Source organism: Methylomonas stagni (assembly GCF_050154735.1).
Taxonomy (GTDB): Bacteria; Pseudomonadota; Gammaproteobacteria; order Methylococcales; family Methylomonadaceae; genus Methylomonas; species Methylomonas koyamae_A.
In genome coordinates, this window is record NZ_CP189557.1 from 1,587,013 (window position 1) to 1,604,228 (window position 17,216).

General features: G+C 56.1%; 15 protein-coding genes. 10 read left to right on the top strand and 5 right to left on the bottom strand.

Translation table 11 applies throughout. The annotated features are described in order from the left end of the window. Positions 1-22: 22 nt before the first annotated feature. Entirely contained in the window at positions 23-1,231 is a 1,209-nt protein-coding gene (locus ACP4CD_RS07460; RefSeq protein ID WP_313728242.1) for a GGDEF domain-containing protein, read from the bottom strand. A gap of 194 nt (positions 1,232-1,425) precedes the next feature. Here ACP4CD_RS07460 and ACP4CD_RS07465 point away from each other — a divergent pair, with 194 nt between their 5' ends. From ACP4CD_RS07465 to ACP4CD_RS07490, 6 genes are all read left to right on the top strand, one after another. After that, a complete protein-coding gene (locus tag ACP4CD_RS07465) occupies positions 1,426-1,914 on the top strand; it encodes a transcriptional repressor (RefSeq protein WP_064026639.1) in 489 nt (162 codons plus the stop codon). Positions 1,915-2,141: 227 nt separating this feature from the next. Then, entirely contained in the window at positions 2,142-4,097 is a 1,956-nt protein-coding gene (locus ACP4CD_RS07470; RefSeq protein WP_426994113.1) for a BRCT domain-containing protein, read from the top strand. Next, positions 4,094-4,873, top strand: a complete 780-nt coding sequence (gene thiD / locus ACP4CD_RS07475) for a bifunctional hydroxymethylpyrimidine kinase/phosphomethylpyrimidine kinase (protein WP_426994114.1) — start codon at positions 4,094-4,096, stop codon at positions 4,871-4,873. The genes ACP4CD_RS07470 and thiD overlap by 4 nt, the downstream gene beginning before the upstream one ends. 49 nt (positions 4,874-4,922) lie before the next feature. Beyond that, the gene (thiE, locus tag ACP4CD_RS07480; RefSeq protein ID WP_426994662.1) at positions 4,923-5,504 is read left to right on the top strand and encodes a thiamine phosphate synthase; all 582 of its coding nucleotides are present in this window, start codon (positions 4,923-4,925) and stop codon (positions 5,502-5,504) included. Continuing rightward, positions 5,497-5,703: a dodecin gene (locus tag ACP4CD_RS07485; RefSeq protein WP_064028551.1), complete on the top strand. Its 207-nt coding sequence runs from the start codon at positions 5,497-5,499 to the stop codon at positions 5,701-5,703. Before thiE ends, ACP4CD_RS07485 begins: the two co-directional genes overlap by 8 nt. Before the next feature lie 97 nt (positions 5,704-5,800). Continuing rightward, the gene (locus ACP4CD_RS07490) at positions 5,801-7,039 is read left to right on the top strand and encodes a right-handed parallel beta-helix repeat-containing protein (RefSeq protein ID WP_426994115.1); all 1,239 of its coding nucleotides are present in this window, start codon (positions 5,801-5,803) and stop codon (positions 7,037-7,039) included. 2 nt (positions 7,040-7,041) lie between these two features. Here ACP4CD_RS07490 and uvrB read toward each other — a convergent pair whose 3' ends face one another. Both uvrB and ACP4CD_RS07500 read right to left on the bottom strand, forming a co-directional pair. After that, positions 7,042-9,135, bottom strand: coding sequence for an excinuclease ABC subunit UvrB (gene uvrB, locus ACP4CD_RS07495; protein WP_426994116.1), 2,094 nt, complete (start codon positions 9,133-9,135; stop codon positions 7,042-7,044). A gap of 17 nt (positions 9,136-9,152) precedes the next feature. Beyond that, positions 9,153-10,400, bottom strand: a complete 1,248-nt coding sequence (locus ACP4CD_RS07500; protein WP_426994117.1) for an ABC transporter substrate-binding protein — start codon at positions 10,398-10,400, stop codon at positions 9,153-9,155. Positions 10,401-10,538: 138 nt separating this feature from the next. On the opposite strand from ACP4CD_RS07500, the gene ACP4CD_RS07505 reads away from it, so the two are divergent. The 4 genes from ACP4CD_RS07505 (at position 10,539) to ACP4CD_RS07520 (ending at position 15,186) form a co-directional block, all read left to right on the top strand. Further along, complete coding sequence (locus tag ACP4CD_RS07505; protein WP_082885517.1) at positions 10,539-10,937, top strand: PilZ domain-containing protein; 399 nt, start codon at positions 10,539-10,541, stop codon at positions 10,935-10,937. A gap of 8 nt (positions 10,938-10,945) precedes the next feature. Beyond that, the gene (locus ACP4CD_RS07510; RefSeq protein WP_064028547.1) at positions 10,946-11,776 is read left to right on the top strand and encodes an MOSC domain-containing protein; all 831 of its coding nucleotides are present in this window, start codon (positions 10,946-10,948) and stop codon (positions 11,774-11,776) included. A 563-nt stretch (positions 11,777-12,339) separates the two neighbouring features. Further along, a complete protein-coding gene (locus ACP4CD_RS07515; RefSeq protein WP_064028545.1) occupies positions 12,340-14,091 on the top strand; it encodes a methyl-accepting chemotaxis protein in 1,752 nt (583 codons plus the stop codon). Between the two features lie 264 nt (positions 14,092-14,355). Further along, on the top strand, positions 14,356-15,186 hold the full coding sequence (locus tag ACP4CD_RS07520) for an HDOD domain-containing protein (protein ID WP_426994118.1): 831 nt from the start codon (positions 14,356-14,358) through the stop codon (positions 15,184-15,186). 6 nt (positions 15,187-15,192) lie between these two features. Here the strand turns inward: ACP4CD_RS07520 and ACP4CD_RS07525 are convergent, their stop codons facing one another. After that, complete coding sequence (locus ACP4CD_RS07525; RefSeq protein ID WP_064028542.1) at positions 15,193-15,834, bottom strand: response regulator transcription factor; 642 nt, start codon at positions 15,832-15,834, stop codon at positions 15,193-15,195. Next, positions 15,831-17,126, bottom strand: coding sequence for a sensor histidine kinase (locus ACP4CD_RS07530; protein ID WP_426994119.1), 1,296 nt, complete (start codon positions 17,124-17,126; stop codon positions 15,831-15,833). The genes ACP4CD_RS07525 and ACP4CD_RS07530 overlap by 4 nt, the downstream gene beginning before the upstream one ends. Between the last annotated feature and the right edge of the window lie 90 nt (positions 17,127-17,216).

A 17,216-nucleotide genomic window follows, 5' to 3' on the forward strand; every position in this document is an offset into this window, starting at 1 on the left:
TCGGCTCGAGCCCGCCGATCCGTTAGCGTCCGACGCGATTACGTCCCGAGGCCTTGGCATTGTACAAGGCCTGATCGGCGGCGTGCAACAACTGCTCGAACTCCTGATGTTCGCGAGGTACTATCGTCGAAACACCCAAGCTAATCGTCACGAACTCCGATATCTTTGAATTGGGGTGAGGCAAACGCATGTTTTCGATGGCCTTTCTCAGAATTTCCGCCAATGCCAGAATTTGATTGGCGTCGCAGGCGGCCACAACGCAAAACTCCTCGCCACCGTAACGGGCGATCAAATCGCCGGGCCGGCGAAAAAAACGCTTCAAGGTCCGCGCGACTTGGCGTAAACATTGATCGCCTTCGGGATGCCCAAGGCTGTCGTTGTAGGCTTTGAAGTAATCGATATCGATCATGATCATCGAAATCGGATATTGATGCCGCATCGCCCGTTTCCATTCCCGCTTGACGAAGGCATCGTAATATCGGCGGTTGGGCAATAGTGTTAACGAATCCAAATAGGCCAATTGCAAACGGCTTTTCGCTTTGTCCAAGCGTTTACTGAGTCGAACTTGCGCGAGGTAGGACAATAGCAGCACGATAACGCCAACGCTGGCGATAATCCCATGCGTGACGCCTAATTGGCGTAGACGCTCGCTGATAAACGCATCGATACTCGCTACCGGGATACTGACGCTGATCGCGCCGCCGCCATCATCGTCCAGGCCTGCGCAAGTCAAACAATTTTCAGCCGTCGGCAGCGGCGCGATATACCGATAGTAAGGCTGATTATCCAGTACCGCGATTCCCCTGACGCTGGTCTCGCCGTTTCTAAAGGCCAGCAATGCGCGCAATTCCCAATCGTCGGCCTTGTTATCCGCCGACGAGGGCCGGATGCTGGCGACATGAAAACGAATCACGGTCTTGCTCTTGGCGGCATCCGCCAATTCACGGGCCATTTGGGTGGGGCCTATCCAGGCCAGCCGGCGGCCGTCCTTGGTTTCCACGAACGGCGAGGCGGTACTGTCCACCCGAATTTGGCCGTCGTCAACGGCGTACACCCCGCCATGAGAACTGTTCCATTGCCGAATCAACACAATGTGATCGAAAAACATTGCCGCCTGGCGGATAGCGATGTCCTCGGCATAACGCTTCGTATCCTTAAGCTGCTGGTAGTAGCTGAGGCTGATCAGCATCATCCACAAGACTGCATAAACCAGGAACGTGATCCTTCTCATTAATTGATTGCCTCGAAATTACTACCTGTGTAATCGTGAAAGTTCTTCGGGTGCCTGCCAAACAACCATACTATGGAGACATGGCGAATGCCAGCAAAAGCTGCCGTGATTCGGCCGAATTGAATTAGGCGAATGATGCTGGCACTATAACGGAATACTCGTAGCAAATGAATGAAACCTTTCACCCTTTACCGATGACCGACTTCGATCCAGATCATGCGCCGGAACCTGAGCACGACCACAATCTGTGCATTCGCAATGCCATCAGTGTAGCCGAACAACTTTGCTTGTCACGCGGCGTGCAACTGACGCCCATACGCCACAAAGTCCTGGAACTGATCTGGAACAGCCACAAAGCCGTCAAAGCGTACGACCTGCTCGACCAACTTCGACCGGTCAACGACGCCGCCAAGCCGTCTACCGTCTACCGAGCTTTGGATTTTCTGTTGGAACAAGGATTGATCCATCGGGTGGAAAGCCTTAACGCATTCGTTGGCTGCCACCGTTCCGGCACCCAGCACGATCAGTTGCTATTGATCTGCACCGCGTGTCACACCGTCGAAGAACGCGGCGCGCCGAGCGTGATCCAGTCGTTGAGCGAGGAATTGCAAACCGCCGGGTTTTCTCCCCAACGCAAGACTATCGAGATTCATGGACTGTGTCGCAGTTGTCGCCCGCAATGAGTCACGTTTTGGTAAAACCCAGCAAACATTGACCCAGATCAACGTCAATCTTCGGAAAATCGATACGATACAACCCATGTCACACGCTTTCCTACCGTTGACATGATCCTCTTGAAAGATAGATGCCTGGGCGGGAGCCTCAAAACTCCCGCCCTTTTTTATGCGCCGATCCTGCATCGAGCGCTTATCTTTTATAATCCCGGCTTGACTCCAATCCGACCGGTACCATGTTTTCCGATAGTCACCGCCAAATTCTCGATCAAGCCAACTTAAACTTTAGCGCCGACCAATTGGCCCGCGTTACTGAGCTACTCGCCAACCAAGCATTGATCAATGCCGCCGGCGACGAAGATTTAATCGCCGCGCTTGAGGTCGCCAACGCCCTCTACCGCGCGGGCGCCCCCATCGTCAGCGACGCCGACTACGATTTCGTGTATCTAAACGAGTTAAAGCGACGCCAACCCGAGCATCCCCTGCTTCACGAAGTCGAGCCTGAACCGGTATTCGCCGGCAAGACCGTCGATTTGCCGGTGGTGATGCTGTCCACCGACAAGGCTTACAGCCGCGAAGACATCGAACGCTGGGCGGCACGGATAGAGAAAGCCGCCGCCGATATCGGCGAGGACTTTCGCGCGCTGACCTTCAAGGTGACGCCCAAATTGGACGGCTACGCCGCCTACGACGACGGACAATTGCTGTATACACGGGGTGACGGCCGCAAGGGTCAGGACATCACCCGGGTGTTCGAGCGCGGCTTGCAAGTTGCCGGGCAAGGCGCGCGCGGCCTGGGTGCCGGCGAAATCGTCGTCGGCCGCCGCTATTTCGACGAGAATCTGGCTCAACACTTCGATAACCCCCGGAACTTTCAAGCCAGCGTCATCAAGGAAAAAGAACTTGAGGAACATGCTTTAAAAGCCATCGCCGACCACGCGGCGGTGTTTTTTCCGTTTGCCTTGCTGCCTCATTGGTCCGGTCCGTGGAGCGAACTGATCGCCGATTTCGAAGCTATCGTTCAGGACATCTGGCATAAAGTCGATTACGACGTCGACGGCGTGATTCTGGAAATCACCGACGAGCCACTCAAGCAATACCTCGGCGCGACCCGCCATCATCACCGCTGGCAGATCGCCTACAAGGAAAACTTGGCGACAGCCAACGTCAAAGTCGTGAGCGTAACGCCGCAAACCTCGCGTTCCGGGCGTATCACGCCGGTTGCCGAGCTGGAACCAACCCGCCTGAGCGGCGCCCTGCTCTCCCGCGCCACGGCCCACCACTACAAAATGGTGGTCGATAAAGGTATAGGTCCCGGCGCTTTGATTCGCTTGGCCCGCTCCGGCGAAGTCATCCCCAAAATTGAAGAAGTCCTGGAACCCGCCGAACCCGAAGTGCCGTCGCACTGCCCCAGTTGCGGTCACGAGCTGATTTGGGATAACGATTACCTGATCTGCCCGAATAACCTCGGTTGTCCGGCCCAAATCAGCAACAGCATGGAACATTTTTTCCGGGTGCTGAAAAACAACGACGGCTTCGGCGCCGCGACGATCAAAAAGCTATACGAGTACGGCATCCGCCGCGTTGACGAAATCTACGCGCTGACCGCCGAACAATTCGAAAGCATGGGCTTCGGCCCCAAACAATCGCAAAATCTGGTCGAGCAACTGTCGCGCAGCCGTAGCGAAGCGGTCGAGGATTGGCGTTTTCTAGCCGCATTCGGCGTGTTTCGAATGGGTTTGGGCAATTGCGAGCGGCTGCTGGCTCGCTACCCGCTCGACCAGATTTTCGGGCTAACCGAAGCCGACATCGTCGCCATCGAGGGTTTCGCCGAAAAAACCGCGGCGGTGATCAGCGAAGGCTTCGCCAACATCAAGGACTTGTACGAAAAGCTGACCGGGCTTGGCTTCAACCTCCAAGCCAGCCAACGCAAAGGCGATTCGTCGGCGCATCCGCTATCCGGCAAGACCCTCGTCTTCACCGGCACCCTGCACAGCGGCAGCCGCGACGACCTCGCCAAGCAAGCCAAGGCCAAGGGCGCCAAGGTCGGCAGCTCTGTGTCCGCCAAGACCGACTACCTGGTGGCCGGCGATAACGTCGGCGCCAACAAAACCGCCGCCGCCCGCGACAAAGGCGTGACCGTCATCAACGAAGCGGAATTTCTGCAACTGTTAAACGGAGACGTGGAATGACCCGCCCCATCGTGTTGTGCTTTTCCGGCCACGACCCCAGCGGCGGCGCCGGCGTACAAGCCGACATCGAAACCATCGTCAGCCACCGCTGCCACGCCGCCAGCATCATCACCGGGTTGACCGAACAGGACAGCCGCAACGTCAAAAAAGTCTTGCCGCAACGACCGCAAGACGTCGTCAATCAGGCGCAAACCCTGCTGGAAGATTTCCAGGTCGCCGCGATCAAGATCGGCCTGCTCGGTTCGGCCGAAATCGCCGTCGCGGTCGCCGACGTGATCCGCCAAGCCGGCAAAGTGCCGGTCGTACTCGATCCGGTGCTAGCCGCCGGCGGCGGCACCGATTTGGCCGGCACGGAACTGATCGCCGCCATCGTCGAACACCTATTGCCGTTAACGACGTTGGCAACACCCAACAGTATCGAAGCCCGCCGTTTGGCCGGTGTTGACGATTTGGCCGCCTGCGGCGCCAGACTGCGACAATTCGGCGCCGAACACGTCCTGATCACCGGCACCCACGAGGATTCCGCATTGGTCCACAACCGTTTGTTCGGCCCGGAAAGTCTGGACGAAACCTTCAACTGGGAGCGCCTGCCGTATCACTACCACGGCTCCGGCTGCACCTTGGCGAGCGCCGTTGCCGCATTACTGGCTCAAGGCTTGGACCTGTTCAGCGCCGTCAACGAGGCCCAGGAATTCACGTGGCAAAGCCTGCAAGCCGCCTACCGCCCCGGCCAAGGGCAACACAACCCGGAGCGCTGGTTTTGGCTGGATTCCTGAAGTTTCCCCGCGCGGCCTGTACGCGATCACCCAGACCGAAGGCAAAGCCATCGCCCAAGTCCTGGCCGAAGTCGAAGCGGCCCTGCAAGGCGGCGCGGCCGTCGTGCAATACCGCGAGAAGCAGCCGCTGGACGCCGCCCGGCTGGCGCGCGAACTGCTCGTCGTTTGCCATGCCTATCAAGTTCCGCTGCTAATCAACGACAGCGTCGAGCTGGCGGCCGAAATCGGTGCCGACGGCGTGCATCTGGGCCGCGACGACTGCGACATCGCCGCCGCCAGAACCGCGCTCGGCAGCCACGCGATCATCGGCGTGTCCTGCTACAACGACGTGGACCGCGCGACGCGCGCGGAAAGAGCCGGCGCCGATTACGTCGCCTTCGGCCGCTTTTTCGCGTCCGGCTCCAAGCCGTTGGCGGCGCCGGCCGACATTGCCACGCTGTCGCTAGCCAAACAGACGCTGAATGTGCCCATCGTCGCGATCGGCGGCATCCTACCGGATAATGCTGGACAGTTGTTGGCGGCCGGCGCAGACTTGCTCGCGGTGATCGGCGGCCTGTTCGACGCCGAGCCTTTGCCCGCCGCCCGTCGTTTTCAAGCATTGTTTCAAGCCAACGGAGAACGCCATGCCTGACCATGTTTATCAAAAAATTGAATTGACCGGTTCGTCAGCCGTCAGTATCGAAGCCGCCATCGAAAACGCCGTCGCCAAAGCCGGCGAAACCATCAAGACCTTACGCTGGTTTGAAGTCGTCGAAACCCGCGGCCACATCGACAACGGCAAGGTGGCGCACTGGCAGGTCACCATCAAAGTCGGATATACCCTACCCTAACCTCGCATTTACAATGCCGTTGCCTGCTTGCCGATCGGATTCCGATGCGCCGTTTCATTCCAATTGAACGCCACTCACTTGGTGCTGCTGGTTATTGATGATCGGAATTGACGCCAAAGCTCTCGCTTATTGTCGCTGGGGACTGGTATTGCTGCTGTATGCGGGTTCGGGCGATTGCGCCACTTGGCAGGTCGGACCATCCCAAGAACTGAAACTACCCAGTCAGGCTGCGATAGTGGCCGGGAATGACGACATCGTCGAAATCGACGCGGGTCTGTATCCTAACGATGTCGCGACTTGGCCGCAGCACCGCTTGATTCTGCGGGGAATCGGCGGCCGCGCGCATCTCGAGGCGATGGGTAACAACGCCGAAGGCAAGGCCACCTGGGTTATCAAGGGTGACGACGTCACGATAGAGAGCATCGAATTTTCCGGCGCCAGAGCCAAGGCCTTGAACGGTGCCGGCATTCGTTTCGAAGGCACCAACTTAACGATACGCGATAGTCATTTTCACGACAATCAAATGGGCATCCTGACCGGCGCCAACCCCAGCAGCGAAATTACTATCGAAGGCTCCGAATTCAACGACAATACGGTCGATTATCGCTTGCTCGGCAAACTCGGTCACAACATCTATATTGGCGGCATCAAGCGTTTTACCCTTAATCACTGTTATGTGCATGACGCCAATACCGGCCATAACGTTAAGTCGCGAGCCCGCGAAAACCACCTACTTTATAACCGAATAGGCGATGAAACCCGCGCCTCGAGCTATCTGGTGGATTTCCCGGACGGTGGCGAGGCCTACTTGATCGGCAACCAATTCCGGCAAAGCGCCGCGTCGGAGAACCGCGCCATGTTGTCGTTTGCCGCCGAACACAATCAGACCTTGCCCCATCAAACGCTGATTTTGATCAACAACACGCTGGTCAACGATAAACCGGACGGTATGTTTCTGAACAACCACAGCATCGTCCGCCCTATTTTGATCAACAATTTACTGGTCGGTGCAAGTTTGATCGGCTTGGAATCGAGCGACCGACAGCATAATATCGTGGCGAACAGCGAAGGTTTTCGAAACCGAGGCGCGTTCGATTACCGGCTATCGGCCGGAGCGAGCGCTATCGATCAAGGCATCGATCCCGGCGTCGCCGCCAACGGCTTTCTGTTATCGCCCGCCTATCAATACCGGCACCCCGCGCGCATCGAAAAACGGCTCGGCTCGGGCACCCTGGATGTGGGCGCTTACGAGTTTGCACCTTCCGATCAGCTGTCGCCCCGTGGCCATACGCATCCTCACGCGCGCGAACAAAGCTCCCCAGTACCATCACGCTAAAATCAAATCGTCATCTCCGCCTGCAGCAAGCGCAGTTGGTCGCGGATGCGCGCGGCTTCCTCGAATTCCAAGTTTTTGGCGTGCTGGAACATTTTTTCTTCCAGTTGCTTCAAGGTTTTGGCGGCCTGCTTGGGCGTCAGCGATTTGTATTCGCCGGCCGGTTCGGCGGCCTTCGCTCGAGCATGACTGATCGAGCCGCCCGCACCGGGAATCGAGAGCTCCAGGATATCAGTCACCGATTTGAATACCGTGCGCGGCTGGATGCCGTGCCGGGCATTGAAAACGAGCTGCTTGTCGCGGCGGCGATCTGTTTCGTCGATCGCTTGCTGCATCGAACGAGTGATTTTGTCGCCGTACAGAATTACCTTGCCGTTGGCGTTGCGCGCGGCGCGGCCTATGGTCTGGATCAACGAGGTCAGCGAGCGCAGGAAACCTTCCTTGTCGGCATCCAATATCGCCACCAGCGACACCTCGGGAATGTCCAGGCCCTCGCGCAGCAAGTTGATGCCGACCAGCACATCGAACACGCCCAGACGCAGGTCGCGGATGATTTCCACGCGCTCGACGGTCTCGATGTCCGAATGCAGATAACGCACCTTGATGCCGTGTTCCAGCAGGTAGTCGGTCAAATCCTCGGACATGCGCTTGGTCAGCGTGGTGACCAACACTCGCTCCCGAACGGCAATGCGTAGATTGATCTCGGACAACAGATCGTCGACTTGAGTCGTGGCCGGTCTGACTTCGACCTGAGGATCGACCAGACCGGTCGGCCTGACCACCTGCTCGACCACCGCGCCGGAATGCTCTTTCTCGTAACCGCCCGGCGTGGCCGACACGTAGATGCGCTGGCCGCAGATACGCTCGAACTCGTCGAACATCAGCGGCCGGTTGTCCAGCGCCGACGGCAGCCGAAAGCCGTATTCGACTAGGGTTTCCTTGCGCGAGCGGTCGCCTTTGTACATCGCGCCGATCTGCGGCACCGTGACGTGGCTTTCGTCGATGATGACCAACGCATCGTTCGGTAAATAGTCGAACATGGTCGGCGGCGATTCGCCGGAATTGCGATCCGACAGATGGCGAGAGTAGTTCTCGATACCGGAGCAATAGCCCACTTCCAGTATCATCTCGATGTCGAACAGGGTACGTTGCTCCAGACGTTGCGCTTCGACCAGTTTATGGTTATCGCGCAATTGCTCCAGGCGTTCGGCCAGCTCTATCTTGATTTTCTCGACCGCGCTGAGCAATTGGTCGCGCGGCGTCACGTAGTGGTTTTTCGGGTAAATCGTATAGCGCGTCACCCGTTGCACGACTTCGCCGGTCAGCGGATCGAACATCGACATCCGCTCCACCTCGTCATCGAACAATTCGATGCGCAACGCGTGTTCCTCGGACTCGGCCGGAAACACGTCGATCACTTCGCCGCGCACCCGGTAGGTACCGCGACGCAGTTCGGTGTCGTTGCGGGTGTATTGCATTTCGGTGAGCCGGCGCAGCACGTCGCGCTGTTTGACCATGTCGCCGCGCACCAGATGCAGTACCATTTTGAAATAGGACTCCGGCTCGCCCAAACCGTAGATCGCCGACACCGTGGCAACGACCACGGTATCGCGGCGCTCCAAAAGCGCCTTGGTGGCCGACAAGCGCATTTGCTCGATATGATCGTTCAGCGAGGCGTCCTTGTCGATGAAGGTATCCGACGACGGAATATAGGCTTCCGGCTGGTAATAGTCGTAATAGGATACGAAGTACTCGACGCTGTTCTCCGGAAAAAACTCCTTCATCTCGCCGTACAACTGGGCGGCCAAGGTCTTGTTCGGCGCCAGGATCATCGCCGGCCGTTGGGTGCGTTGGATCACGTTGGCTATCGTGAAGGTCTTGCCGGAGCCGGTTACGCCCAACAAGGTCTGATGCAGTTCGCCGTCGTTCAGGCCCTCGACCAGTTGGGTGATCGCGGTCGGCTGATCGCCGGCCGGCTGGTAGTTGCTGCGGATTTTGAACGGCTTATGGCCGCCGGCCAGTTCGGCGACCTGATCCAGACCTTCCGGTCCGCCGCTGATCGCCACCTGACTGTATTCCATGCGCCGTTTACTGGTCATAGCCTTACTCCCGCATGCTATTGAAAATGACAGCCGGTTTCGGGCTGATCGTAACCCAGCGTATCCAGTTCGGTCTTGGGATGCAAAAAACCTTCGATCGGCGCGACCGACACCAGCGCGCGCGGCGCCGCCAGCAATATCGGCTGACGCAATTGGCCGTCCCAAGCTCGGAACGATAGCGGCATGCCTTTGTAGCCCTGCAACGCAAATTTGTCGGACAGCATGTAGTCGCGGATCGGCGCTACCTGATTGGATTTGCTGCGCACCGCCGCCTCGCCAATCGCCCGCACCGCCAGATAGGCACCGTAGTCGGCCTCTTCCATCCAACGGCCGGTATTGTCCTTGAAGCGGTTCTGCAACTGTACCGCGCCCCATTGTTCGTGCGTCCGGTGCCAGGACGTGGCTACTAAACCCTGGGTACCGATCACCGGACGCGGCAGCCAGGTGCGGTAATCCAAATATTCGCCGAACAGGCCCTGTTCATCGGCCACCACCAGCACGTCGTAATCTTCAATCTGGGTGAACACCGGCACGTCCGATTGCGCGGTACGGCGCGCATCGAAATCGTTGCTCCATGCCTTTTCGGCCACCAGTTTCAGGCCGAAACGTTTGGCCGCGCGTTTGATCGCCGCCGCGAAGGCTTGGTCGGCCGACTCGCGGCCAGTCACCAAAAACCATTTTTGCCAGCGTTTTTTCAGCATGTATTGGGCCAGCGCGTCGGCGCGCATCGCCCGGCTCGGCAAAAGGTGCAACAAATTGCGCCGACACTGGCCGGCTCGCAGTTCGTCGTCGCTGCTGCTGGCGTCGAACAGCAACTTGCCTTGCGCGGCCGGCGAATCCGCCAATTTAAGCTGGGTCTCGGCGGGCAGATTCAGCACCACCAGGCTGCTATCGCCGGCTAGATGGCTGAAGGCCTGCAAAGCGTCGCCACCCACCGGCACGATCACTTTTTGCAGGTCGTATTGCTGGCCGGTGAATTGACCGGTGGTATTGTTATCGGCTACAGCCAACTCGGCGCCGACCAGGCCCTTGTTTTGGATGAAGGGGTCGAGATTGGACAAGGCCGGCGGCGCCTCGACTTCCTGACTGAAATAGACGATCTTGACGATTTGCTTGGCCGGCGCGGCGGCTGGTGTTGGCTTGGATTCCTGTTTGGCCGGCGGCGCTTTCGTTGCTTTGGAGACCGACTTCGCGGTCACGATGGCCGGTACTGTGAGCAAGGCGGCAATCAATCCCCAACGACTCCAGCGGTAGAATAGCTTCATGTCCTTCCAATTGTTTTCGTAAAAACCGAATTTTAACGAAAATTCGTGCCGCGGCGTCAGCAATAATCCAGCGGGCGCTATTGAATTTCCAAGGCTTCCCGTCAATACTTAGCCACCTTCTAAACCAGCGCCTGTGCCATGTCCGAGTCAGACTTCCCATTGCACGATCACGACGATTGGGACCGGGAGATCAACCTGGACACCGATCAGCCGAACCAGCGCATGGCTGTACGTTACCGGCGAACCGACCTGCGGGCGGCGATCAAGGTGCATAGCCTGTTATTTCCGCGCTTGTTTCATGTGGTACTCTACGACATCAGCAGCCGCGGCGCGGCAGTCATCAGCAACGACAAACTGAACCGCAAAAGCAAGGTTAGCCTGTACCTGATGTTCCCGGACGGCCAACGCTTTGACGTCGTCGCCACGGTGGTACACTGCGATCATAAAAAGCAGCGTTACGGCCTAAAATTCGACGGCCGCCACGCCGAGCTGGCCGAACACCTGCTGCACACCCAAACCGATTTGCACTTCAGCTAATTGCATCTATGCCCGTTCTTAGTCAAATACACGTTTACCCTGTCAAATCGCTGGCCGGTTTTCAGGTAAACGTCTGGCCGGTCGACCAGCGCGGCTTACAATACGACCGTAAATGGATGTTGGTCGATACCGACCGGCAATTTCTCAGCCAACGGCGACTGCCGAAAATGGCGTTGATCAAAACCCGTATCGAGAGCGATGCGCTAATCCTGTCAGCGTCCGGTCAAGCGGATTTGCGCCTACCGTTACTCGAAGTCGCCGGCGAAGCGATCGAAGTCACGGTTTGGGACGATCGTTGCATCGGGATAGGCTGCGGCTCCGCGGCGGATGAGTGGTTGAGTCGATTTCTGGACCGCGATTGCCGTTTGGTCCGGCAGGCCGACGTCGACGTCCGCAAAGTCGATCCAGACTATGCCTTCGATACCGATCAGACCGGTTTTTCCGACGGCTTCCCATTTTTACTGGTCTCGGAAAACTCGCTGAATGCATTGAACATGGCAATGCAATTACCCTTGGATATGAACCGGTTTAGGCCAAATCTGGTGGTCGCTGAATGCGACAGTTATGCCGAGGATACTTGGCGCCGGATCTCCATCAACGATATCGTGTTCCGCCTGCCCAAACCCTGCTCGCGCTGCGCGATTCCGACGATCGATCCGGAAACCGCACGTCCCGGTAAGGAGCCTTTAACGACGTTAAATCGACTACGCAAATGGAACAACAAAGTCTATTTCGGTCAAAATGCCTTGCACGACCGGACGGGCTTGCTTAGCGTCGGTCAGCCCGTTGTCATTCACGAGACCGGTTCGGCGCAACCTCCGTTAGGTAAAGACCGTTAAAACAGTCCAGCGCCGTTCGATCGCTTGGTGATCGCACCGTACGCTAAGACGTCACGACCAAATCCGGATACTGTCAGCGACATCACATCCCTATACGCGTAACGGGTTGATCGACATAGAATAAACTCCGTTCGAAAACGCCAATTGCGGATGTGCTAGCGCAAACTCAGGACCTTATTGAATTGATAGCCATTGCGCTTGGAAAAGTTGCCGAAGTCGCCTAGCGATAGGCCAATTCACAACGCGGACTGGTTCGCAAATTCGACATATTGATCGTTGGCACGTGCGGCACTCTCATTACGCGAAACCCACCAAAACGGGTTGAAATAGGCGGCCGCGATGGCCTCGGATCCGTAAGAGTGAATGGAGTATTCGATACTTCGCTAAACTTTTAGACATTACATCCTGCGTAGCGAAAAGAGGGCGTTGGAATTTTCCGCACAACTAATAAAGTTTTCCAGCTAGTTGACGTTAAATTGTAGGCTATACTCACGGCGCCTATCCTTACGGCGCGCGGCCGCAAGAGCGAATAATAACTATACAAAGCATTTCTGGAGATTCGAATGTTGATGATGAACTGGCATTCCGTAGGTGTGAAAGTAGTAGCGATTACGATGTCGGTACTCACTGGTGTCGGCATCCTAATACTGATTGTCTACGCCAATGTCGGCAAGCAAAAGATGATCGATCGGGAGATCGAGTCGTCACGTCAGTTATTGGTTTTGTCGGAGTCGATTCGCGACAATGTCGTCAAGAAATGGGAGACCGGCGTCTATTCTCCCGAACAGCTCAATCAACTCATCGATAAATTCGGCTTGGCGAAATCCAGAGAGTTGGTGCTAGCGACCGTGCCAACCGCGAACGCCTGGGATGTCATAGAAACCAAGGCCAAGGAATACGGCTTCCGTTTCAAGGCGCCCGCTAACAATCCGCGTAACCCGCGTAACGCCGCCGACGAAATCGAACGCACCGCATTGGATTATTTTCGGAATAATCCGAGCGCCAGCGAATACAGTTACATCGATGAAGACAAGCAGGAAATCCGCTATCTGCGGCCAGTTAAATTGGCCAAACAATGCGAACTGTGCCACGGGGATCCGCAAAACTCGCAGTCGCTTTGGCGTAACGACAAAGGCCAAGACTTGCTCGGCTATACGATGGAGAATCGGCATGCCGGCGATTTGCACGGAGCCTTCGAAATCATTACGCCGTTCTCGGTGGCATTGGCCCAGTTAAAATCCGATACCTATTACGCCATCGGGTTTTTAATTGCCACGCTATTTATCATCGGCTTCACCGGCTACTTTATGATGAGTAGAATCATCATCGGTCCGCTAACCGCGTTGGCGCTCAAGCTGCAGGACATATGCAGCGGCGACGGCGACTTGCGGGCTAGATTGGATGCCTCCGGTAAATCGGAGTTCGCCTGGGTCGCTCATAGCTTTAATTCCTTTGTCCGTAAAATTGCCAAAACCGTCGATGAAATCAGCGCGACTAGCGAAAAACTGGCCAGCGCCTCGCACAAATTGGCGACCATCACCAATACGACACAAAGCGGCGTCGAGAGGCAATTGCACGAGACCACGCTGGTCGCCAACGCGATGAAGCAGATGACCTCGACGGTTCAGGATGTCGCTAAAAACGCGGTCCGAGCGTCCGAGGCCGCCGAAATTGCCGATAAAGAAGCCTCGACCGGCAAGAATATCGTCAAGGACGCGGTCAACGGTATTAACAGCTTGGCCAGCGAAGTTGAAAATGCCGCGAATGTGATTCACGAATTGGAAAACGACAGCAACAGTATCGGCGAGGTGCTTGGCGTGATCCAAGGAATTGCCGAGCAAACCAATTTGCTGGCTTTAAACGCCGCCATCGAAGCGGCTCGGGCCGGCGAACAAGGCCGCGGTTTCGCGGTCGTCGCCGATGAAGTCCGAACGCTGGCCAGCCGGACTCAAAATTCGACCTTGGAAATTCAGCAAACCATCGAACGTTTACAAGGGCGCGCCAAACAAGCCGTCTCGGTAATGGAGAACGGCCGCAAACGTGCCGCTTCGAGCGTGGATCAAGCGGCATCGGCCGGCGAATCGATCACCTCGATCAGCCAGCGCATCGATACGATCAATGACATGAACAACCAGATTGCCAGTGCCGCCGAAGAACAAACCGCGGTGGCCGAGGAAATCAATCGGAATATCAGCAACATCAGCCACGTGTCCGAAGAAACCTCGATTGGCGCGAAAAATACCGCCGACGCTTGCCGGGAATTGCTGGAACTCGCCAATCAACTTCGCACGACCGTTGGTAGCTTTAGAACTTAGGCTAGCGAATCAGCCTACCTAGCCTAGGTAGGCTACGCCCCGTTATCGCGTCGCCAAATGACGTCTATACTTTTTACCACGGAGCCCAAACATCGTGAGCGGTGTCTTCGCGCCGTCGTAAAAACAGAAATTCGTTTTTGTTGAACTTAAAATCATCCATGGCCGAATGCCGCGGATGATCGTCGCGCACTCCGCGTCCCGGTAGCGTCAGACTCGCTCCACGCCATCCGGGCTTGCGGTTTTTTTAGGGACAAGAGAGCAACCATGCCAGCGTCAATTAACCAACTATTCGATCAAATCCATCAACTTCCGCAAATTCCCGAAGTCGTCCGAACTATTGTCAAACAACTCAACGATCCTAATTTCCACATGCCGCAAATCGTCAAGGATGTGGAAAAAGAACAAGTCATTACCTTAAAGGTATTGCGGCTGGTCAATTCCGCCCACTTCGGCCTATCCCGAAAAGTGGGCTCGATAGAAGAAGCGGTCACGATGCTTGGCACCAATCAACTAAAAACCTTGGTCATTGCCTCCGGATTTGTCGGTTCGTTTCCGAAGCTGGCCAATTTCGATCTCAAGCAATTTTGGCGAACAAGCTTTCGAACGGCTACGCATGCCGGCTGGCTTGCCACGCAAGCTGGCTTGCAAACCGATATTGCCTACACGGCCGGTTTGATAGCCGACCTTGGTAACGTGCTGATCCATTTAGGACTACCCAGCGAGGCTAACGAGATCGATCAACACGTCAAAGCCGGCAATTCGCGTTCCGATATCGAGCTGCGCCGGCTGGGGTTCGTGACGCCAACTGCGTCCGCGGAACTCTGCCGCCGCTGGAAATTTCCCGACGACTTAACCCAGGCCGTCGAACAATCGGCCGATCCGTTGGCATCAGGAACGCCAAATCGCTTGGCATGCGCGGTCTTTTTAGGTCGTTTTACCGCAAATGCTCTCGAAGCCAATCAATCCTCCGACCAGATTATTAAAGCCTTTCCACTAACGGTCGCCGAAGGTTTGAGTTTATCGGTGGATTTCGTTCAATCGCGCTTGCACGAGATGCTGGAATTGGGCAGCGATTTGGACGAATTGATCGATTGAGTAAAATTAACGCTGCATCAGCCCCAAATTGACGGCAATGTGCGCCAGTTCGGTCGTCGTCGCGACTTGCAGTTTCTTTTTTATCTGCGTGGCATAATTGGCCACCGTTTTATGGCCCAAACACAGTTGGTCGGCAATTTTATGGACCGTCAAACCTTGCGCAAGTAAACTGAAGACGTCAAATTCCCTAGGCGAAAAATCGGCAATAATCGTCTGATGATTGCCGGACAAGTGCTCGCCGGAGGACTTCATCAAGCCGCGCTCCACGTAAGTGACGCCTTGCAGGACCGCAGCTATCGCTTCCGCTAAAATGCCAGGGGCGCTGTTCTTGGTGATATACCCCAAGGCCCCGGCATCCAAGGCCCGACTGACGTAGACTTGCTCTTGGTGGACGCTGAATACCAGTATTTTCGCGTCGGCGTCACGCTGTACGATGCGACGAATCGTTTCCAGACCGCCAATGCCCGGCATCGACAAATCCATGACCAATACGTCGGGCTTTACCTCTTGGTATAACTGTATCGCTTGTTCACCCCGTTCGGCTTCGCCGATCACCTCAATGCCGGGACTGGCCGACAACAACATCCGAAATCCGGCTCTGACTACCGCGTGATCGTCCACCAACAAAATACCGACAGCGCGTTTCATGCCAAAGGTATCCTAGCTTGTATGGTCATCCCGCTATCGGGTGCGGACCGGATATCCAGCTCGCCGTCAAGCGACTTGATCCGCTCCTTGATGCCGCGCAATCCAAACCCCCGATTGACGGTCGTCAAATCGCAGCCTCGACCGTCGTCTTCGACGCGCAGTTGCAACAAGGCTGGCCGATTGAGTTTACGCAAAACGATCGCGACCCGTCCAGCCTGAGAATGCCGCACGACATTGGTCAGGCACTCTTGTATCACCCGGAAAATCTGAATGGTGACCGCCTTGTCCAAACTGTCGACCTCATCGCCGCAATCGATGGTTAGGTTCAAATCGGGGTTACGCTCCGACCAATGATTTACCAAGTCCTCCAACGTGGCTTTCAAACCCAGCTCAGTCAGAACCAAGGGATGGAGTTGCTGCATCATCGAACGGACGACGGTCATCAAGTGATCGCAAATATCACTGATGGCCGAGGTAATCTTGGCCGTATCCGCGCGCTGGTGAGCCGCCGTCACCGCCATGACCTTGATCGCGGTTAACGACTGCCCCAGTTCATCGTGTAATTCTTGCGACAGCCGTTGACGCTCTTCTTCCTGTATGGCTAACGAGTGTTGCGTCAATGCTCGATTTTCCTGACGACTCTTTTCCAATTCGACGGTCATATGATTGATGGCATTGGCGATACTGTCGAACTCCATCGTCGAAAATTGCGGCAATTGGTAGCGATATTGGCCGGTTTCGATGATACGCAAGGCTTCCACAATCGAGGCAATCGCTTTCAGCGATTTACTCAACACCAAATTGACCGCTAAAAAACTCAGCAAAGTCAGTAGCGACAGGGATGCGAAAAAACCGACACTCTCCTCCCACACCTCGGTAATCTCGTCCAACGGCTGGGCTTGAATGACCAAGGTCATCGGTTTGCCGTCCCTGGTGTGCAGCTGATGTTCGACCTTCGGATAATCGCTTCGCACCCAGGTCACGAACCATGCGGGCGGCATGTCTTCGGGATGACTCGGTTGACCCGCTCCGGAAAAATGTACCAATTGGCCGTCCGGCTTTAGCAACTGAATGCTCAGATGCCTGGTTTGTTGTAATGCGCTGAACCGCGACAGATCTTCGACCGGCGCATCCAAACCCAGCGATATTAACTGCACCGCCATATTGATCGAGGCGTCAACCTCTTTCTTAACGGCCTGCCGCGCCTGCCAAATCGCAATCGCGCCGCCGATCAGCAAGATGCAAAGCGAGGACAGCAGTATCCGTGAAATGATCTGATTTCTTAAACTCATCGAGGCGGTCATCGGAATTAATCGGCTATTATCTTCGGCCCGCTCCCGATCGACCATAGGAAAAATTCTCGATTGATTAAGACTCGCACT